Origin of the sequence: Pseudonocardia lacus (genome assembly GCF_018531445.1) — a bacterium.
Classification (GTDB): Bacteria; Actinomycetota; Actinomycetes; order Mycobacteriales; family Pseudonocardiaceae; genus Pseudonocardia; species Pseudonocardia lacus.
In genome coordinates this window covers 63,523-81,189 of sequence record NZ_JAHDTH010000001.1, presented here as the reverse complement: position 1 = coordinate 81,189, position 17,667 = coordinate 63,523, and the positions used below count along the sequence as shown (strand labels likewise).

The 17,667-nt window shown below is 73.9% G+C and carries 14 protein-coding genes; 9 read left to right on the top strand and 5 right to left on the bottom strand.

What is annotated here, in order from left to right; genetic code table 11:
* Positions 1–42 precede the first annotated feature (42 nt).
* Positions 43–1,236: a cytochrome P450 gene (locus KIK08_RS41410; RefSeq protein ID WP_214400884.1), complete on the top strand. Its 1,194-nt coding sequence runs from the start codon at positions 43–45 to the stop codon at positions 1,234–1,236.
* Positions 1,237–1,262: 26 nt separating this feature from the next.
* Here KIK08_RS41410 and KIK08_RS00365 read toward each other — a convergent pair whose 3' ends face one another.
* A complete protein-coding gene (locus tag KIK08_RS00365; protein ID WP_214400947.1) occupies positions 1,263–2,147 on the bottom strand; it encodes a 3-oxoacyl-ACP reductase in 885 nt (294 codons plus the stop codon).
* Between the two features lie 148 nt (positions 2,148–2,295).
* Between KIK08_RS00365 and KIK08_RS00360 the strand changes: the two genes are divergently transcribed.
* Positions 2,296–3,453: an acyl-CoA dehydrogenase family protein gene (locus tag KIK08_RS00360; RefSeq protein ID WP_214400883.1), complete on the top strand. Its 1,158-nt coding sequence runs from the start codon at positions 2,296–2,298 to the stop codon at positions 3,451–3,453.
* 50 nt (positions 3,454–3,503) lie between these two features.
* Positions 3,504–4,619 carry an acyl-CoA dehydrogenase family protein gene (locus KIK08_RS00355; RefSeq protein ID WP_214400882.1) on the top strand — a complete coding sequence of 372 codons (1,116 nt, stop codon included), beginning with the start codon at positions 3,504–3,506 and terminating at the stop codon, positions 4,617–4,619.
* A 121-nt stretch (positions 4,620–4,740) separates the two neighbouring features.
* Here the strand turns inward: KIK08_RS00355 and KIK08_RS00350 are convergent, their stop codons facing one another.
* Complete coding sequence (locus tag KIK08_RS00350) at positions 4,741–5,856, bottom strand: NAD(P)H-dependent flavin oxidoreductase (RefSeq protein WP_214400946.1); 1,116 nt, start codon at positions 5,854–5,856, stop codon at positions 4,741–4,743.
* A gap of 2 nt (positions 5,857–5,858) precedes the next feature.
* Positions 5,859–7,493, bottom strand: a complete 1,635-nt coding sequence (locus tag KIK08_RS00345; protein ID WP_214400881.1) for an acyl-CoA synthetase — start codon at positions 7,491–7,493, stop codon at positions 5,859–5,861.
* A 62-nt stretch (positions 7,494–7,555) separates the two neighbouring features.
* Between KIK08_RS00345 and KIK08_RS00340 the strand changes: the two genes are divergently transcribed.
* The 6 genes from KIK08_RS00340 to KIK08_RS00315 all read left to right on the top strand — a co-directional run bounded on the left by KIK08_RS00340 (position 7,556) and on the right by KIK08_RS00315 (position 12,461).
* Positions 7,556–8,368: a crotonase/enoyl-CoA hydratase family protein gene (locus KIK08_RS00340; protein WP_214400880.1), complete on the top strand. Its 813-nt coding sequence runs from the start codon at positions 7,556–7,558 to the stop codon at positions 8,366–8,368.
* A 67-nt stretch (positions 8,369–8,435) separates the two neighbouring features.
* Complete coding sequence (locus KIK08_RS00335; RefSeq protein ID WP_308257286.1) at positions 8,436–9,536, top strand: DUF1214 domain-containing protein; 1,101 nt, start codon at positions 8,436–8,438, stop codon at positions 9,534–9,536.
* Complete coding sequence (locus tag KIK08_RS00330) at positions 9,533–10,684, top strand: sulfotransferase family protein (RefSeq protein WP_214400879.1); 1,152 nt, start codon at positions 9,533–9,535, stop codon at positions 10,682–10,684. The genes KIK08_RS00335 and KIK08_RS00330 overlap by 4 nt, the downstream gene beginning before the upstream one ends.
* Positions 10,681–11,463 carry an SDR family oxidoreductase gene (locus KIK08_RS00325; protein ID WP_214400878.1) on the top strand — a complete coding sequence of 261 codons (783 nt, stop codon included), beginning with the start codon at positions 10,681–10,683 and terminating at the stop codon, positions 11,461–11,463. The genes KIK08_RS00330 and KIK08_RS00325 overlap by 4 nt, the downstream gene beginning before the upstream one ends.
* A 29-nt stretch (positions 11,464–11,492) precedes the next feature.
* On the top strand, positions 11,493–11,999 hold the full coding sequence (locus tag KIK08_RS00320; protein ID WP_308257285.1) for an SRPBCC domain-containing protein: 507 nt from the start codon (positions 11,493–11,495) through the stop codon (positions 11,997–11,999).
* 57 nt (positions 12,000–12,056) lie between these two features.
* Positions 12,057–12,461, top strand: a complete 405-nt coding sequence (locus KIK08_RS00315) for a hypothetical protein (protein WP_214400877.1) — start codon at positions 12,057–12,059, stop codon at positions 12,459–12,461.
* Between the two features lie 82 nt (positions 12,462–12,543).
* Here the strand turns inward: KIK08_RS00315 and KIK08_RS00310 are convergent, their stop codons facing one another.
* Both KIK08_RS00310 and cysN read right to left on the bottom strand, forming a co-directional pair.
* A complete protein-coding gene (locus tag KIK08_RS00310) occupies positions 12,544–15,501 on the bottom strand; it encodes a P-loop NTPase fold protein (protein WP_250556017.1) in 2,958 nt (985 codons plus the stop codon).
* A 314-nt stretch (positions 15,502–15,815) separates the two neighbouring features.
* The gene (cysN, locus tag KIK08_RS00305) at positions 15,816–17,663 is read right to left on the bottom strand and encodes a sulfate adenylyltransferase subunit CysN (protein ID WP_308257284.1); all 1,848 of its coding nucleotides are present in this window, start codon (positions 17,661–17,663) and stop codon (positions 15,816–15,818) included.
* Positions 17,664–17,667: the final 4 nt, after the last annotated feature.

Genomic DNA, 17,667 nt, shown 5'->3' with positions numbered 1-17,667 from the left:
TGTCGTCGCTACTCCTGGTGGCAATTCGACGGTCGGTCGCCGGTGACCGGGCAGCGCCCGACACCGGACTTCGACCCGGCGACCGCCTCTTCCCCCGCCGAGTCGCACGCCCTCTACCGGCGGCTGCGCCACGAGTGCCCGGTGGCCCGCAGCGACGCCCACGGCGGCTTCTGGGCGCTGACCCGCTACGCCGACGTCGCGGCGGCGGCCGGCGACTCCACCACCTTCATCTCCTCGGTGCGCGCCGTGGTGCCCAGCGACCCGCGCGGCCTGCGGCGCCCGCCGCTCAACTACGACGCCCCCGCGCACACCCCCTACCGGCGGGCCCTCGACCGCACGCTCCAACGGGCCCGACTGACCCGCCTCGAACCGGCGCTGCGCGCGCACGCCGGCCGGGAGCTGGCGCCGCTGCTCGAACGCGGCGGCGGCGACATCGCCCAGGAGTACGGGGCCCGGTTCCCGGCGTGGGTCACCACGGAGTGGCTCAACCTGGAGCCCGAGGTCGCCCCGGTGCTGGCCGAGACCGCCGCCACGTGGGTGCGCGCCTGGCGCGCACTCGACCGCGACGTCGTCAACGAGACCAGCGAGCGGATGTACGGGATCGCCCGCGACCTGGTCCGCGACCGGCGCCGCGCGCCCCGCCCCGTCGAGCAGGACCCGGCCAGCTCGCTGCTGGCCGAGCGCCCCGGCGGCGAGCCGCTGGACGAGGAGCACATCGTCGGGGCGCTGCGCCAGTCGCTGGTGGTCGGCATGGTCGCGCCGCCGATCCTGCTCGGCTCGATCTGCGCGCACCTGTCCGACGACCAGGACCTGCAGCGGCGGCTGCGCGCCGATCCGGCGCTGCTGCCGGCCGCGGTCGAGGAGTTCCTGCGGCTGCACACCCCCTACCGCGGTTTCGCCCGCACCGCCGCGCACGACGTGCGGCTGCACGGGCGCACCATCCGCCCCGGCGAGCCGGTGACGCTGGTCTACGCCTCGGCCAACCGCGACGAGTCGGTCTTCCCCGACCCGGACCGGTTCGTCCTCGACCGCCCCAACATCGCCGCGCACCTGGCGTTCGGGCGCGGCCGGCACGCCTGCGCCGGGATGCCGCTGGCCCGCATGGCGCTGCGCGTCGCGCTGGGTGAGCTCCTCACGTCCACGACCCGGTTCCACGTCGACGGGCCGATCGAGGGCGCCCGCATGCCGGAGATCGGCTGCGTGTCGGTGCCCCTGCGCATCGAGTCGGCCCGGTAGGGCACCAGCAGCCCGGTCCGCCGGCCTTAGGGCAGGTCGAGCACGTCCGTGCTGGCGAACGTGCGCTCCGGGTCCCGGTCGGCGAAGAACGCCCCGACCTGGGCGTCGAGGTCGGCGGCGGTCCAGAGGTCGCCGGTCGCGTCGAAGCGCCGTTCCACCGTCGGCGGGGCGAGCAGCGCAACCACCCCGCTGTGCACGACGAACACCTGACCGCTGATCGACCCGGCCGCGGGCGAGGCGAGGTAGGCGACGAACGGGGCGACCTGGTCGGGCGAGAGCGGGTCGGGCCCGTCGGTCGGGGGCGGCCCGAACACCTCGGCGGTCATCGCCGTGCGGGCGCGCGGGCAGATGGCGTTGACCGTGACGCCGTAGCGGCGCAGCGCGCGGGCGGACGACACGGTCAACGCGGCGATGCCGCCCTTGGCCGCGGCGTAGTTGGGCTGGCCGACCGAGCCGAGCAGGAACGCCTCGGAGGTGCTGTTGACGATGCGCCCGTGGACCGGCCGGCCGCGCTGCTTGGACCGCTGCCGCCAGTGCGCGGCGGCGTTGCGCGAGAGCAGGAAGTGCCCGCGCAGGTGCACCCGCACCACGAGGTCCCACTCCTCGTCGGACATGCTGAACAGCATCCGGTCGCGCAGCACGCCGGCGTTGTTGACCACGATGTGCAGGGCGCCGAAGCGCTCCAGCGCGGTCGCGAGCAGGGCGTCGGCGGTGGCCCGCTCGCCCACGTCGCCGGTCACCAGGACGGCCTTGGTGCCGATCCGCTCGATCTCCTCGACCACCGCCGCGGCGGCCGGATCGACGTCGTTGACCACGACGTCGGCGCCGGCGGCGGCCAGCGCGAGCGCCTCGGCCCGGCCCAGGCCCGCCCCCGCCCCGGTGACGATCGCGACCGTGCCCTCCAGGCTCAGCCCCGGCGTGCGGTCCACGTGCACCCCCTCGTCCGACCCGGGCCCACACTAGAACGTGTTCCCATAGCCGTCCAGGATCGCCCATCGACCACCAGCGCCCGCCGATCTATGGTGAGTAGAACCTGTTCCATCTCCTCGAGGAGGGCCGATGCACGTCGCGAGCACCCCGGAGCAGGAGGACCTGCGCGCGGAGCTGCGCCGGTACTTCGCGGCGCTGCTGACCCCCGAGCGGCGGGCCGCGCTCGGCTCCGGCTCGGGCGAGTACGGCGACGGCTCGGTCTACCGCGACGTCGTCCGGCAGATGGGCGCCGACGGCTGGCTGGTGCTGGGCTGGCCCAAGGAGTTCGGCGGGCAGCAGCGCTCGGCGGCCGACCAGCTGGTCTTCGCCGAGGAGGCCGCCGTGGCCGGGGCGCCGGTGCCGTTCCTGACCCTCAACACCATCGGCCCGACGATCATGCGGTTCGGCACGCCAGAGCAGCAGTCGTTCTTCCTGCCCCGGATCGCCGCCGGCGAGCTGCACTTCTCCATCGGCTACTCCGAGCCCGACGCCGGCACCGACCTGGCCGCGCTGCGCACGCGCGCGGTCCGCGACGGCGACGACTACGTCATCAACGGCCAGAAGATGTGGACCAGCCTCATCGACCACGCCGACTACGTCTGGCTGGCCTGCCGCACCGACCCGGACGCGGCCCGCCACCGCGGCCTGTCGATCCTCATCGTGCCGACCGACGCCCCCGGGTTCTCCTGGACGCCGGTGCGCACCATGGCCGGGGTCACCACCAGCGCCACCTACTACTCCGACGTGCGGGTGCCGCGCACGGCGCTGGTCGGCGAGGAGAACCGCGGCTGGGGGCTGATCACCAACCAGCTCAACCACGAGCGGGTCGCGCTCACCGGGGCCGCCCCGCTGTTCAGCGCCCTGCACGCGGTACTGGAATGGGCCCGCGAGACCGGCGCACTCGACCAGGAGTGGGTGCGCGTGCACCTGGCCCGGGTGCACGCCAAGGCCGAGGCGCTCAAGCTGATGAACTGGCGGATCGCCGCCGCGGCGACCGACGCGGGCCCGGCCGAGGCCTCGGCCACCAAGCTCTACGGCACCGAGCTGTCCACCGAGGCCTACCGGCTGCTCATGGAGGTCCTCGGGCCGGCCGCCACCGTGCGCGACGGCTCGCCGGGCGCCGTGCTGGGCGGGCGCATCGAGCGCATGCAGCGCTCCGCCCTGATCCTCACCTTCGGCGGCGGCACGAACGAGGTGCAGCGCGACATGATCGCCGCCACCGCGCTCGGCCTGCCGTTCCGCCGCTGACCCCGCTCCCCGCCACCCCACCCCGACTCCCCGGGAACGGACGGACCGCGATGGACTTCACCCCCACCGAGGCGCAGACCGACCTCGCCGCGCTGACCCGCACCATCCTGACCGACCGGGTCACCCCGGAACGGCTGCGCGAGGTCGACGCGGCGCCGGGCCGGTTCGACCGGGCGCTGTGGTCGGCGCTGGCCGGGGCCGGCGTGCTGGCCGCCGCGCTGCCCGCGGACGCCGGCGGCGACGACGACCTCGGGATCCTGGAGCGGTGCAGCATCGCCGTCGAGATCGGACGCGCGGTCGCGCCGGCGCCCTACGTCGCCTCGATCCTGGTGGGCGCCTCGGCCGTCGCCCACTTCGGGGACGCCGCGCAGCGGGCCCGCTGGGCGGCGCCGGCCGGGGCCGGGCAGCTCGTGCTCACCGCCGCCCTCGACGGCACCCCGCACGGCGCCGAGCCGGTCACCGCCACCCGGCGGGCCGACGGACGCTGGTCGCTCACCGGCACCGTGGCCACGGTCCCGGCCGGCACGATCGCCGACGCGGTGCTGGTGCCGGCGTCGACCGACGCCGGCAGCACCGTCTTCGTCGTCGACACCGACGATCCGGGCGTGACGGTGACCGGGCAGGCGATGGTGGACGGCGACGACGCCGGCTGGGTCGAGCTGGCCGGGGTCGAGCTCGACGCCGACCGCGTCCTGGGCGGGGTCGGCGCAGGCGACGCCGTCACGGCCCGGCTGACCGCGCACGCCACGGTGGGGCTGTGCGCCGCCCAGCTCGGGGTGACCGAGCGGGCCCTGGAGCTCACCGCGGAGTACGCCCGCACCCGCGTGCAGTTCGACCGGCCGATCGGCGCGTTCCAGGCCGTGGCGCAGCGCCTGGCCGACGCCTACGTCGACGTCCAGGCCATCCGGCTGACGCTGTGGCAGGCCGCGTGGCTGCTGTCCGCGGACCGGCCGGCCGACGCCGCGATCGCCACCGCCAAGTTCTGGGCGGCCGACGGCGGGCACCGCGTCGCGCACGCCGCCGTGCACGTCCACGGCGGGGTCGGGATCGACCTCGACCACGGCATCCACCGCTACTTCGTGGCGGCCAAGCGCATCGAGTTCGGCCTGGGCGGGGCCACCGAGCAGTTGCGCACCCTCGGCGACCTCCTCGCCGCCCGCGCCTGACCTGACCCGTCGGCCCGGAGTTCAGGAAAGCCACGTTCCTGCCCTCTGCGGGCAGGAACGTGGCTTTCCTGAACCGGGGCCGACGGGGAGGGGGCCGACGGGGAGGGGGCCGACGGCGGGGTCAGCGCAGGGTGCTCAGCCGGTCGAGGGTGCGGTCGAGCTCGGCGAGCAGGTCGGCCACGACCTCGGAGACCGGGCGGATCTCGTTCAGCCGCCCGACGACCTGCCCGACGGGCATCGCCACGACCTCCGGGTCGGCGGAGCGCTGGATGCGCTCGTGCGCCTCGCTGACCAGGATGTTCTGCAGCGGCATGGGCAGCGGTTCCGGCGCGCCCGGCGCCGCCCACGCCTGCGTCCAGCGGGTCCTGAGCAGCCGGGCGGGCTTGCCGGAGTAGATGCGCGAGCGCACCGTGTCGGCCGAGGTGGCCGCGAGCAGCGCCTGCTGGGTGGCCGACGCGGCCAGCCCCTCGGTGTACTCGGCGGTCGTCAGCCAGATCGACCCCATCCAGGCCCCCTGCGCGCCCAGCGCCAGTGCCGCGGCGATCTGGCGCCCGCTGCCGATCCCGCCGGCGGCCAGCACCGGGACCCGGTCGCCCGCGGCGTCGCGGACGGCGTCGACCACCTCGGGCAGCAGCACCATCGAGGCGATCTCGCCGGTGTGCCCGCCGGCCTCGTAGCCCTGCGCCACCACCACGTCGACGCCCTTGGCGACGTGGCGGCGGGCGTGCTCGGCGGTGCCGGCCAGCGCGGCCACCGGCACGTCGCAGCGGTGGGCCTGCTCGATGACGTCCGGCGGCGGCGAGCCCAGGGCGTTGGCGATCAGCCGCACCGGGTGCTTGAGCGCCACGTCGACGTGCGAGCGGGCGATCGAGTGCAGCCACCCCAGCACGCCGCCACCGGCCCCGCCGCCCTCCGGCAGCGGGGGCACCCCGAGGTCGGCCAGCATCCTCTCGACGAAGGCGCGGTGCTCGGCGGGGATGAGCTCGGACAGGTCGAGCTGGGTGCCCTCGGTCGGGACGGTCGAGGGCATCACCACGTCCACGCCGTAGGGGCGGCCGTCGGTGTTGGCGTCCATCCAGCTCAGCGCGGCGTCGAGGTCGGCGGGGTCGTTGTAGCGCACGCACCCCAGCACCCCGAGCCCGCCGGCCCGGCTGATCGCCGCCGCCACGTGCGCCGACGGCGTGAACCCGACGATCGGGTGCGCGATGCCGAAGCGCTCGCACAGCTCGGTGCGCACCATCAGGCCTCCACCGGCGCCGCGGTGCCGGCCTCGGGGACCGGGTCGTGCTCGGCGACGTGGCGCTGCGCCCACCGGTAGTCGGGCTTGCCGCTGGGCAGGCGGCCGATCTCGTCGACCAGCCACAGCGTGCGCGGCACCTTGTAGCCGGCGATCAGGCCGCGGACGTGGGCGTCCAGCGCCGCCGGGTCGGGAACCGCCCCTGGCCGGGGCGCGATCACCGCGGCGACGCGCTGGCCGAAGCGCTCGTCGGGCACCCCGATCACCAGGGCGTCGAACACGTCCGGGTGCGACTTCAGCGCGCCCTCCACCTCCTCGGGGAAGACCTTCTCCCCGCCGGTGTTGATCGAGGTGTTGGCCCGGCCGAGCAGGGTGACCGTGCCGTCGTCCTCGACGCGGGCGAAGTCGCCCGGGACGACGTAGCGCTTGCCGTCGACCTCGACGAACAGCGCCGCGGTCTTCTCCGGGTCCTTGTAGTAGCCGATCGGGACCGGACCGGTGCGACCGATCTTGCCGATCACCCCGGAGCCGGGCGCGACGGGCCGGCCGTCCTCGTCGATGACGATGACGTCCGGACCGATCGTGATCCGCGGCCCACCGGTGTAGGCGCCGTCCTTGGTGATCATCTGGATGCCGTTGAAGCCGCCCTCCGACGAGCCGACCGCGTCGGTCAGCACGGCGTTGGGGAAGGCGTCGAGGAACTGGCGCTGCACCGACGGCGAGAACAGCGCGGCCTGGCTGGAGATCGAGAACAGCGACGAGCCGTCGTAGTCGCCCTCGTGGTAGGCCTCGATCAGCGGGCGGCCCATCGCGTCGCCGACCAGGGTCAGCATGTTGACCTTGTGCTGGTCGACGGCCCGCCACACCGCGTGCGGGTCGAACCGAGGCATCTGCACGTAGGTGGCGCAGGTGAACAGCGCCTGCAGCGCCGCCCACTGGGCCGCGCCGTGGATCAGCGGCGCCAGGCTCATCCGGACCAGGGCGGAGTCCTTGCCGGTGCGCGACTGCACCCACTCGTCGGCCAGCGGCTCACCGGTGAAGAAGTCGATGCCGCCGCCGAGCGCGCACCAGACGTCGTGGTGGCGGTACATCACGCCCTTGGGGTGCCCGGTGGTGCCGCCGGTGTAGAGGATGTAGATGTCGTCGCCGCTGCGCTCGTCGAAGTCGCGCTCGGGGCGGGAGCCGTCCAGCGCCTGCTCGTAGTCGACGCCGTGTCCCTCGGGGACCTCGGGGCCCTCGCCGTCGTCGAGCACGATCACGTGGCGCAGCTTCGGCACCCGCGGCAGCACGGCGCGCACCCGGTCGGTGAAGGCTCGGTCGTGCACCAGCGCGACAAGATCGGCATTGTCGTACAGGTAGTGCAACTCGTTCTCGACCCAGCGGTAGTTGATGTTCACCGGGACGCTGCGCAGTTTGTACGCCGCGACGATCGTTTCCAGGGCCTCGACGGAGTTGCGGCACTGGAAGCCCACGTGCGCCCCCGGCCCCACCCCCTGTTCGGCCAGGTGATGGGCCAGTCGATTGGCCCGCTGCTCCAGCTCGGCGTAGGTGACGCGCCGGTCGCCGCAGATGATCGCGACCCGTTCCGGCACCAGGTCCACAGCATGCTCAACGAGATCCGCGATGTTGGCCGCCATCCGGACAAACTAGAACCTGTTATCGTTCGCGACAATCCGCCACTTGGTCCTGGAGGTAATGGGTGAGCTCAGTTTCCGCCGTCCCCGCCGCCCAACCGCACTGCCTGGTCGAGCGGCACGGCGCGGTCCTGGTCGTCACGATGAACCGGCCGCAGGCCCGCAACGCGCTCTCTGCCGAGATGATGGCGATCATGAAAGAGGCCTGGGACGAGGTGGACCGCGACCCGGGCGTCCGGGCCTGCGTGCTCACCGGCGCGGGCGGGGCGTTCTGCGCCGGCGCGGACCTCAAGGCGATGACCGCGAGCCACCCGGGCGACTCGTTCACCGACGGCGGCGCCGGCCTGCGGGTGATCGAACCGCTGCTCAAGGGCAGGCGGCTGACCAAGCCGCTGATCGCCGCCGTCGAGGGTCCCGCGGTGGCCGGGGGCACCGAGATCCTGCAGGCGACCGACATCCGGGTGGCCGGGCGCAGCGCCCGCTTCGGCGTCTCCGAGGCCCGCTGGGGGCTGTTCCCGCTGGGCGGCTCGGCGGTGCGGCTGCCCCGCCAGATCCCCTACACCGTGGCCGCCGACCTGCTGCTCACCGGGCGCCACATCACCGCGGCCGAGGCGCTGGAGTTCGGCCTGATCGGGCACGTCGTCCCGGACGGGGAGGCGCTGGCCAAGGCCATGGAGCTGGCCGGGTTGGTCGCGGCCAACGGTCCGGTCGCCGTGCGGGCGATCCTGCGCACGATCCGGGAGACCGAGGGCATGGCCGAGCAGGACGCGTTCGCCGTCGAGGCCGGCATCGGCACGGCGGTGTTCCGCAGCGCGGACGCGAAGGAGGGGCCGCGGGCGTTCGCCGAGAAGCGCCGCCCGCGGTTCGAGGACCGCTGACCGAGGCGTTCACAGCCCGCGCACCACCGTGGTAGAACGTGTTCTACCTACGAGCGGTGGGGGACCCGTGGCCGACGCCGAAGAGGCTGTGCTGAGCGGAAGGGCCTGGTCGGAGTTCTGCCAGGCGCTGGAACGGGCCGGGCGGGCGGTGCTGCGCGACAGCGCCCCGGCCACCGCGCTCGACCGGGCGGAGGGCTACCGCTACCTCACCCGGCTGCTGCGCGAGATGCTCTACTCCACGGTCGACAACGCCGACCCCGACCGGCCGCGCTTCCACCAGCTCGACCTGGTCAAGATCGGCGCGGACAACCCCGACAACGTCTACCTCTCGGCCCCGGTCCGCGGCGACCGCAGCTACCGGATCACCGGCCGGCGCGGCAGCATCGCCTACTTCTCCATCGGCTCCAAGGCCAACCGGTACGCCAAGGACGGCACCATGGCCTCCACCGGCGAGCTCACCGACGCCGAGCTGGTGGTCGAGCCCGACGGCCGCATCGAGATCATCGCCAGCGCCACCCGGCAGGGCCACAACTGGCTGCCGCTCGCGCCGGACTCCACCGGGCTCGTGGTGCGCCAGTCCTACCTCGACCGCGCCACCGAGGAACCGGGCAGCTGGCGGATCGAGCGGCTCGACCCGCCGGGCCCGCCCCCGCCGCTCGACCCCGCCACCCTGGTCACGGCCCTGCAGCGGGCCGCGCTCGGGGTGCACGGCACCGCCGAGACGTTCGCCGGGTGGACCGAGCTGTTCATGACCAGGCCCAACGAGCTGCCCGACTTCGGCCAGGCCATGTTCCAGCGCGCCGGCGGCGACCCGGAGATCTTCTACCTGCACGGCTACTGGACCCTGCGCCCCGGCGAGGCCTGGGTGATCGAGACCGCGGTGCCCGACTGCCCGTACTGGAACTTCCAGCTCGACAACTGGTGGATGGAGTCGCTCGACCACGAACGCCGCATCACCGTCAACAAGCACACGGCGACGCTGGACGAGGACGGCGGGCTCACTATCGTCGTCGCCGACACCGATCCCGGGCACGGCAACTGGATCGACACCGCCGGGCACACCAGCGGCACCGCGCTGCTGCGCTGGCTCGGCGCCACCGAGCACCCCCTCCCCCGCTGCCGGGTGGTGCCGCTGTCCGAGCTGGGCGCGCTTGAGTGGGTCCGATGAGCAGCGGCGAGCTGCGCGTCGTCGACCTGCTCGACGCGGCCAGCGCCAAGACCGGCCTCGCCGAGTTCGGCGACCGCTGGTTCGTCGAGCCGCTCTCCGTGCTGGTGGCCAGCCTGAACGACGAGGCCCGGCTGTCGCCGCTGGGCCTCGACCTGACCCGCCGCCGGCTCATCGCGCTGCTGGCCGACCGGCTGCGGCTGCGGGAGTTCCAGCGCCGCCACCCCGAGGTGCTCGACGAGCCGGTCCGCGTCGCCGCCGCGATCTGCGGGCTGCCCCGCACCGGGTCGACCCTGGTGCACCGGCTGCTGGCCGCCTCGCCCCGGCTCACCGCGACGCTGTCGTGGGAGACGTCGTTCCCGCTGCCCTTCCCCGACGAGCCGGCCGGGGCGCCGCTGCGCAAGCGCCGCGCGCAGGAGCAGATGGAGGCGTTCCTGGCGCTGTCGCCCGACTTCGCCGCCATCCACACCGTCATCTGGGACGGGCCGGAGGAGGACGTGATCCTGCTCGACCGCTCGTTCACCACGATGAGCTTCGACTCGTTCTACTGGGCGCCCACCTACGGCGTCTGGCTGCGTTCGTTCGACCAGGCCCCGGCCTACCGGGAGCTGCGCGAGTGGCTGCAGGTCCTGCAGTGGCAGGACCCCGGTCGGGCCGGCGCGCGGTGGGTGCTCAAGTCGCCCCACCACCTCACCGCGGTCGACACCGTGCTGGACGCGTTCCCCGGCGCGCGGATCGTGATGACCCACCGCTCCCCGGTCGACGCCGTGCCCTCCTACGCCTCGATGGTGACCACGATGAGCCGGCAGTACAGCGACGACGTCGACCCCGTCGCGGCCGGTCGGTACTGGTCGCGGCGATTCGCGGAGTCGTTGCGCGGCTTCGACGCCGTGCGCGCGGCTCGCCCGGACCGCGTCGTCGACGTCGGCTACCGGGCCCTGCTGGACGACCCCCTCGGCCAGGCCCGCCGGGTGCTCGACGAGCTCGGCACCCCGGCCGACGCGGCCGACGACGCGGCGTTCACCGCCTACCTGGAGCAGAACCGCCGGGAGCGCCGCGGCGGTGGCCACCGCTACACCGCCGCCGACTTCGGCCTGTCCACCGACCAGCTCGAACGCGACTTCTCCTTCTACGCGGAGGCCCGCCCGTGATCCTGTCCGACGAGGTCGTGGTGATCACCGGGGTGGGCCCCGGGCTCGGCGCCAAGCTGGCCGCGCGCGCCGCCGCCGAGGGCGCGAAGGTGGTGATGGCGGCCCGCTCCACCGACGTGATGGACCGCGTCGGGAAGGAGGTGGCCGAGGCGGGTGGCCACGCCGTCGGGGTGGCCTGCGACGTGCGCCGCCCGGAAGACGTGCAGCGGGTCGTCGCCACCGCGGTCGAGCGCTTCGGCACCGTCACCGGCCTGGTCAACTCCGCCTTCGGCCACCCCGGCTTCGCCGACCTGGTCGACACCCCGGAGAAGGCCGTCCGGCGCTCGATGGACATCATCGTGCACGGCGCGCTGGCGATGACCCGCGCCGTCGTGCCGCACATGAAGGCCGCCGGCCGCGGCTCGATCGTCAACATCGGCACGATGGCCACCCGCAGGCCCGCCCGCGGCGAAGCCGGCTACGCGCTGACCAAGGCCGCGATGTCCTGCGCGTCGAAGTACCTGGCCGTGGAGCTGGGCGGGCACGGGATCCGGGTCAACGAGGCCACCCCCGGCTGGATGGACGGCCCCGGCGTGCGGCTCTACCTGTCGATGACCGCCGCGCAGCGCGGGATCACCGAGCAGCAGGTCTACGACGAGATCGCCGCCGACCTGGCGCTGGGCCGGATCCCCACCGACGAGGCCTGCACCGGCCCCATCCTGTTCCTGCTCTCCCGCTACGCCAGCGAGGTCACCGGCGCGGTCCTCGACGTGAACGGAGGGGGGTACATGCCGCTGTGAGTGAGCTCGCGAACGAACCATCCGACGCCGTGAGTGAGCTCGCGAACGAACCCTCCGACGCCGTGAGTGAGCTGGTCGTGGAGTCGGTGACGGTGGAGATCGACGCGCCGGCCGGGTTCGTGTGGGCGGTGCTGGTCGACTACGAGCGCTACCCCGAGTGGAACCCCTACACCGTCGCGGCCCGTACGACGCTGGCCATCGGTTCGCCGATCGAGTTGGACGTGCCGAACCCCGACGGCTCCCCCGGCACGTTCGTCAACCGGGAGTACATCCGGGTGGTCGAGCCACCCTCCGACGTGCGGCCGGGCCACCTCCGCTACGACACGGGCGAGGAGATCCCCGGCATCCACGGCGTCCGCGACCAGCACATCGAGCCGCTGGGCCCGGACCGGTGCGCGTACCGCACCACCGACACGTTCTCCGGGAAGTACGCCGGGTCGCTGTTCGCCTCGCACGGCCGGTGGGTGAAGCAGGGCTTCGACGCGGTGGCGCACGCCCTCAAGGCCCGCGCCGAGTCCCTCCGCCCCACCCCCTGACCGTCGAACGACGTTCTCGACGGATGGGGTGCAGAGCGGATGCGGCACCATGGGGAGATGCGCAACCCGCTCCGTCGCCGGACGGCTACCGCCGAACCCCGCCCGCCCGAGCCCGCCGACGCCGCCGCGGCCGAGGAGTTGGCGCAGGCCCGCGCCGACGCGGACGGGCTGCGCTGGGACGGGTTCAGCGCCCGCCGGCGCGTCGCGGCGACCCGGGAGGCGTGGCGCTGGATGCTCGCCGCCCGCACGGCCGGCTTCCGGCTCGACCCGCCGCCCCCGCCCACCCCGGCGGGCTACCTCGCCCTCCCGGTCGACATCGCCACGGCCGAGACGGTCGACCCGGGCCTGCTGGTCACCTGCGGGCAGTGCGGGTGCGTGATCAACCGGCTGGAGCGGCGGGCGCACGGCCGGTTCCACGCCCTGCTCGCCGGGCACGAGCAGCTGGTCGCCCCGTCGGCCTGAGCGCGGGAGTCCCCGGCCCCTCCACCACCGGCAGGCGCTCTGCTGAGTTCGAGCGGCGCCGTCGTCGGGCCCCGAAGGTTGGTCATACCGACCGGCCGAGCGCGCCGTCGAAGGAGTAGCGCCGCAGCTCCCGCGCTCTGGTCCCCAGCTCGGGCACGGGCGTCGAGGACTCGGCGCTCGGGCGGCCCTCGTCGTCGACGCAGATCGCCCGCAGAGCCACCCGGAGGCGGGCGCGGTCGGATCCGGCCGGATCGACGCGCGACTGCTGCGCGTCGAGCGCGTCGAGCGCGGCGGCCAGGTTCGCCTCGCCGGTGAGCACCAGTTCCTCGACGAGGGATGCCGCCGCTCGCGGGAAGCCGATCTGGGCGGCCAGCACGACCAACAACGTCCGGAACTCCGCCTGCGCCACGAATGCCTCGACCTCGTCGTCGGCCAGGCCGGCGCGGATGAGGCGGTAGAGGTTCACCAGCCGCTTCGCCGCCCGCGGCGTGCCGATCAGCGGGGCCGTCCGCCGCAGCGCCGCGACCTCCTCCGCGGTGATCTGCAGTTGCGGCGGGTTGGGCGAGACCAATGCGACCTCGTCCAGAGCCTGCGCTTCGCCTTCCGACCCCGAGCCTCGACCGGCATCCGGGCCGGGGAGGGTACTGGTCGAGGAGTCGACCGGCACCGCCGGACCAGCCGGGTCATCCTCGGATCGGGAGGGCGGCGGGCCGGGGGCGACGAGGTCATCGGTGACAGGTGGTGGCACCGGGACGTCGGCGGAACCAGGCGCCGGTTCGGTGTGTCCGGTCAGGGAGCTGATCAGGCGACCGAACGCCTCGCGTTGCATCGGCCGCAGGGAGAAGGGGATCTGGAAGATCTTCTCCAGGTAGTCGTGCGGGGTCGTCCCGGTCAGCGGGTCGCTCCCGCCGTCGGAGACCGACAGAACCCGGCGGTAGTGGCGCTCCAGGGAGCCGAGCAACCACCGGGGATCGACCCCGACGACCACGACGAACAGTGGGAAAGCGAGCAGCAGGTGCACGGCCTGCAGCACCTCCACGACCCGTGCCGGCGCGCAGCGGTCCAGGTCGTCGATGTAGAGGATGATCCGTCGGTCGGGGGCGTCGCGCCGCTGCTTCTCCACCAACGCCTCCAGGTCGCCCCGCAGGACCGAGATGACACCGAAGTGCCGTGTGTAGTCGGCGCTCAGCGCACGCGCCTGGACGAACTCGCGCATGCCCGACAGCCGGTCGAGTGCCTCCAGCTCGGCGCGCAGGGCGCGGACCTCGTCGTCTCGCGCCACGCGCTGCACCGTGAGGTCCTCCGGCTCCAACCCGGACTCGGCGGCGATGCGGTTGAGCTGCTCCAGTCCCTCGGTGATCCGGTGCAGCCAGGTGGCCCCGGTCGCGAGCACCGTCGCGGCGGCCGGCACCCAGGCCACCAGTACCCCGGCCGGTAGGACGCCGGAGATCATCAGCGCACCGAGCACGACCAACGCGAGCAGGAGCACACCGAGGCCGGCACCCCACCAGCGCCGACCCCGCGAGCGCCCCCTCGCGGTGAGCAGAACGCGCACCGCCGCCACCAGGCCCGCCGACCTGCCCACCTCGTGCAGCAGCCGGAGCATGTCGGCCCGCGCGCCGCTGACCCCCATGCGCTCGGCGACCGCGTCGACCCGCCGATCGCCCAGCACCCTGGTGATCTTGCGGTCGACCGTCTCCATCTCTCGCTCGCGCTGCTCGAGCTCTCGCACGACGTCGGCGCGAGGGCGGGCGCTGTCGTCGTCCGGATCGATCTGGGCGATGGCCCCGAAGAGGTGGACGGCAAGCGTGGCCCACAGGTCGTCGGCGTCCATGTAGTGCCAGGCGTTGAACGTGACCTGCACGATCTCGGTGCAGTAGGCGGTCTCCCCACCGTTCTCCTTCGCGTGAGACGCCGCGAGCCGGATCTCGTCGATGCGGCGGCGCATCAGCGCCATGAAATAGCTCTTGCCACTCCCCCAGCGCCCGAACAGCCCCACCGAGATCGGTGGGGGCGCGTCCTTGGCCGCCAGGACGTCGCACAGCGTCACGACGTCGTCGACGACGTTCAACTCGTCGCCCAGTACGGTGCGATCGTCGACCAGGTCTACGCGGTGCCCCGCCACCGCTCGACCGGAAGGCCCGGCGGTGGCCACCACCGCGGCGCGTCTCCTACCAGGCTCGTCGGCGAAGTGCGCCCGCCATCTCGTGGCGACGTCCGGCTCTGCATCGGTCCCGATCTGCCGCAGGAACGCCTGCTGCAGGGTCCGGACGTCCTCCGCACGGGTCCGCGCTCCGCGGGGGCCGGAGCGCTGCTCGAACCCGGCGGCGATGAGGTGCCGGAGGTGGACGCTCTCGCCCGGCTCCACCCGGTCCCGCACGTGGCGCGCCTGCACCAGCAACGGGTGGCTCGACAGGTCCGCAATGCGCTCGACCGGGATCGGGTCGACCTCCCCGGTCACACCGAACGCCCTTCGCACGGCGGCGATGTCGACCCGGGACACGCGTTCGCCCTGCAGCCGCAGGACCACGCGGGTGAGCACCGGGGCCAGCGTGAACCGCCCCTCCGCCCGGCAGGCGAGCAGACCGAGCGCCGCCCACAGCGCCCCGTCGGCGTCACCGCCCACGGGAACGTCCGGGTGCACCTGCCGCAGGGCCTCGTAGAGGCCGAGGTGGACCGCGGCAGCGGGGCTGAGCACCTCGTGTTGCGCCGACGCCGTCGACCCGGCGACCGACCGCGACAGTCGGGCGAGAAGGGCACCGACGTCGATGTACAGCCCGGCGAGTCGCTCGCGCAACGCACCGCCTTCGTCCTGTGCGTCGCGCAGCACCGCGACCGAGATGTCGCGCAGACCCACCCGCTGAGCCGGGGGAAGCGCGGCGAGGTGGGAGTCGAGTGCCCGCGCGAACGAGTGGTTCACCTGGGCGTCGGAGACCTCGCTCGGGTCGGGCGGATCATCGAGCCCGAGCAGGTGGCCGAAGCCGGTCTCGGACGCCCCCGCGTCCGCACAGATCGTCGCGATGCCCGCGTCGAGGTGCATCACGGCCCAGAGGGCGGTGGATCGGGTGACCGAGTCGGCAGCGCTGGCACGACGGGCGGACCGCATGCGCTGGGCTGCCGCCGCGAGAGCGACGAAGTCCTGCATCGCGGGCGCCGGTGAGTGGCCGTACTCCGCGACGAGCCCGAGAACGGTCGCCGCAGGAGCCGTCGACTGTGCTGTCGAGTCCACCGCGCTCACTACTCGCCCCATCCTGTCGCCGCCGCGCCGGCCCGCTCTGACTGGCCGGACTCGTGAAGATGGCAGAAGGGGACGTCGTGATACGCGGTGCGCCGGGTCGGTAGCCGCCGAGCCGGCTAGACGATGCCCGCGGCGCGCAGGGCGTCGATGACGAGGGTGGCGGCCTCATCCGGGTCCGTGGTCGTCGTGTCGATGCGCAGGTCCGGGTCCAGCGGCGGCTCGTAGGGCGAGTCGATGCCGGTGAAGTCGGGCAGCTCGCCGCGGCGCGCCTTCGCGTAGAGGCCCTTGGGGTCGCGCTGCTCGGCCACCGGCAGCGGCGTGTCCACGAAGACCTCGCGGAAGGCCTCCGACCCGACCACGCCGCGGGCCAGTTCGCGCTCGGCGCGGAACGGGGAGATGAACGCGACCAGCACGATCAGCCCGGCCTGCACCATCAGCCCGGCGACCTCGGCGACGCGGCGGATGTTCTCGACGCGGTCGGTGGCGGTGAAGCCCAGGTCGCGGTTGAGGCCGTGGCGGACGTTGTCGCCGTCGAGCAGCATCGTGTGGCGGCCTTCGACGTGCAGCCTGCGCTCGACGACGTTGGCGATCGTCGACTTGCCGGCGCCGGACAGCCCGGTGAACCAGACCACGCAGGGGCGGTGGCCGTTCAGGGCCGAGCGCATCGCCTGGTCGACGTCGAGGGCCTGCCAGCGGACGTTCGTGGGGCGGCGCAGCTCGCCGCGCAGCAGCCCGGCGCCGGCGGTGGCGTTGGTCAGCCGGTCGATCAGCAGGAAGCCGCCGGTGTCGCGGTTGCGGGTGTAGGGGTCGGCGGCCACCGGGGCGGCGAAGCGGACCTCGGCCAGCCCGATCTCGTTGAGCCGCAGCCCGGTCGCCGCGACCCGCTCCCGGGTGGTGACGTCGAGGCGGTGCGCGACGGCGTCGACGGTGAGCCCGAGCGTCCGGGCGCCGATCTTGGCCAGGTACTGGCGGCCGGGGCGCAGGTCCTGCTCGTCCATCCAGATCAGGTCGGCCTCGAACCGGTCGGCCGGGACCGGCGCGTCGTCGACGGCGGCCAGCAGGTCGCCCCGGCCGACGTCCACCGGCTCGGCGAGCACCACCGTGACCGACTGCCCGGCCGTGGCGACGTCCAGCTCGCCGTCGTAGGTGACCAGTCGGGCCACCGTGGCCCGCTTGCCGGCGGGCAGCACGACGACCCGGTCGCCGGGGCGCACGGAGCCGCCCACGACCCGCCCGGAGAACCCGCGGAAGTCCGGGCCCGGCCGGTTCACCCACTGCACGACGACGCGCAGCGGGCCCGCCGCCGCCTGGTCGTCGACCGGGACCGACTCCAGCCAGTCGAGCAGCGTCGGCCCGGCGTACCAGGGGGTGCGCGGGCTCGGGGTGACCACGTTGTCGCCGTCGAGCGCACACACCGGCACGGCGCTCACCTCGGTGATCCCCGCGCCCGCCGCGACCGCGCGGTACTCGGCGGCGATCCGGTCGAAGACGGGCCGGGCGAAGTCGACCAGGTCGAGCTTGTTCACCGCCAGCGCCACCCGCCGGATGCCGAGCAGCCCGACCAGGTGGGTGTGGCGGCGGGTCTGGCGCACGACACCGGCGCGCGCGTCCACCAGCAGCACCGCGGCCTCGGCGGTGGAGGCCCCGGTGACCGTGTTGCGGGTGTACTGCTCGTGGCCCGGCGTGTCGGCGACGACGAACCGGCGCCGGGCGGTGCCGAAGTGCCGGTAGGCCACGTCGATGGTGATGCCCTGCTCGCGCTCTGCGGTGAGCCCGTCGACCAGCAGCGCGAAGTCCAGGTCGCCGCCGCGGGTGCCGACGCGCTTGGAGTCGGCCTCCAGCGCGGCGAGCTGGTCGTCGGGCAGCCGCCCCGACTCGTAGAGCAGCCGCCCGATCAGCGTGCTCTTGCCGTCGTCGACGCTGCCGCAGGTCAGGAAGCGCAGCAGGTCCGGCTCCGTCGGCACCGGG

What these genes read in the sequence shown, in the direction of transcription:
- KIK08_RS00315 (WP_214400877.1), top strand. Translation starts at nt 12,057, where the DNA reads ATGCGCAACCCGCTCCGTCGCCGGACGGCTACCGCCGAACCCCGCCCG.
- KIK08_RS00360 (WP_214400883.1), top strand. Translation starts at nt 2,296, where the DNA reads ATGCACGTCGCGAGCACCCCGGAGCAGGAGGACCTGCGCGCGGAGCTG.
- KIK08_RS00345 (WP_214400881.1), bottom strand. Translation starts at nt 7,493, where the DNA reads ATGGCGGCCAACATCGCGGATCTCGTTGAGCATGCTGTGGACCTGGTG.
- KIK08_RS00355 (WP_214400882.1), top strand. Translation starts at nt 3,504, where the DNA reads ATGGACTTCACCCCCACCGAGGCGCAGACCGACCTCGCCGCGCTGACC.
- KIK08_RS00330 (WP_214400879.1), top strand. Translation starts at nt 9,533, where the DNA reads ATGAGCAGCGGCGAGCTGCGCGTCGTCGACCTGCTCGACGCGGCCAGC.
- KIK08_RS00310 (WP_250556017.1), bottom strand. Translation starts at nt 15,501, where the DNA reads ATGCACCTCGACGCGGGCATCGCGACGATCTGTGCGGACGCGGGGGCG.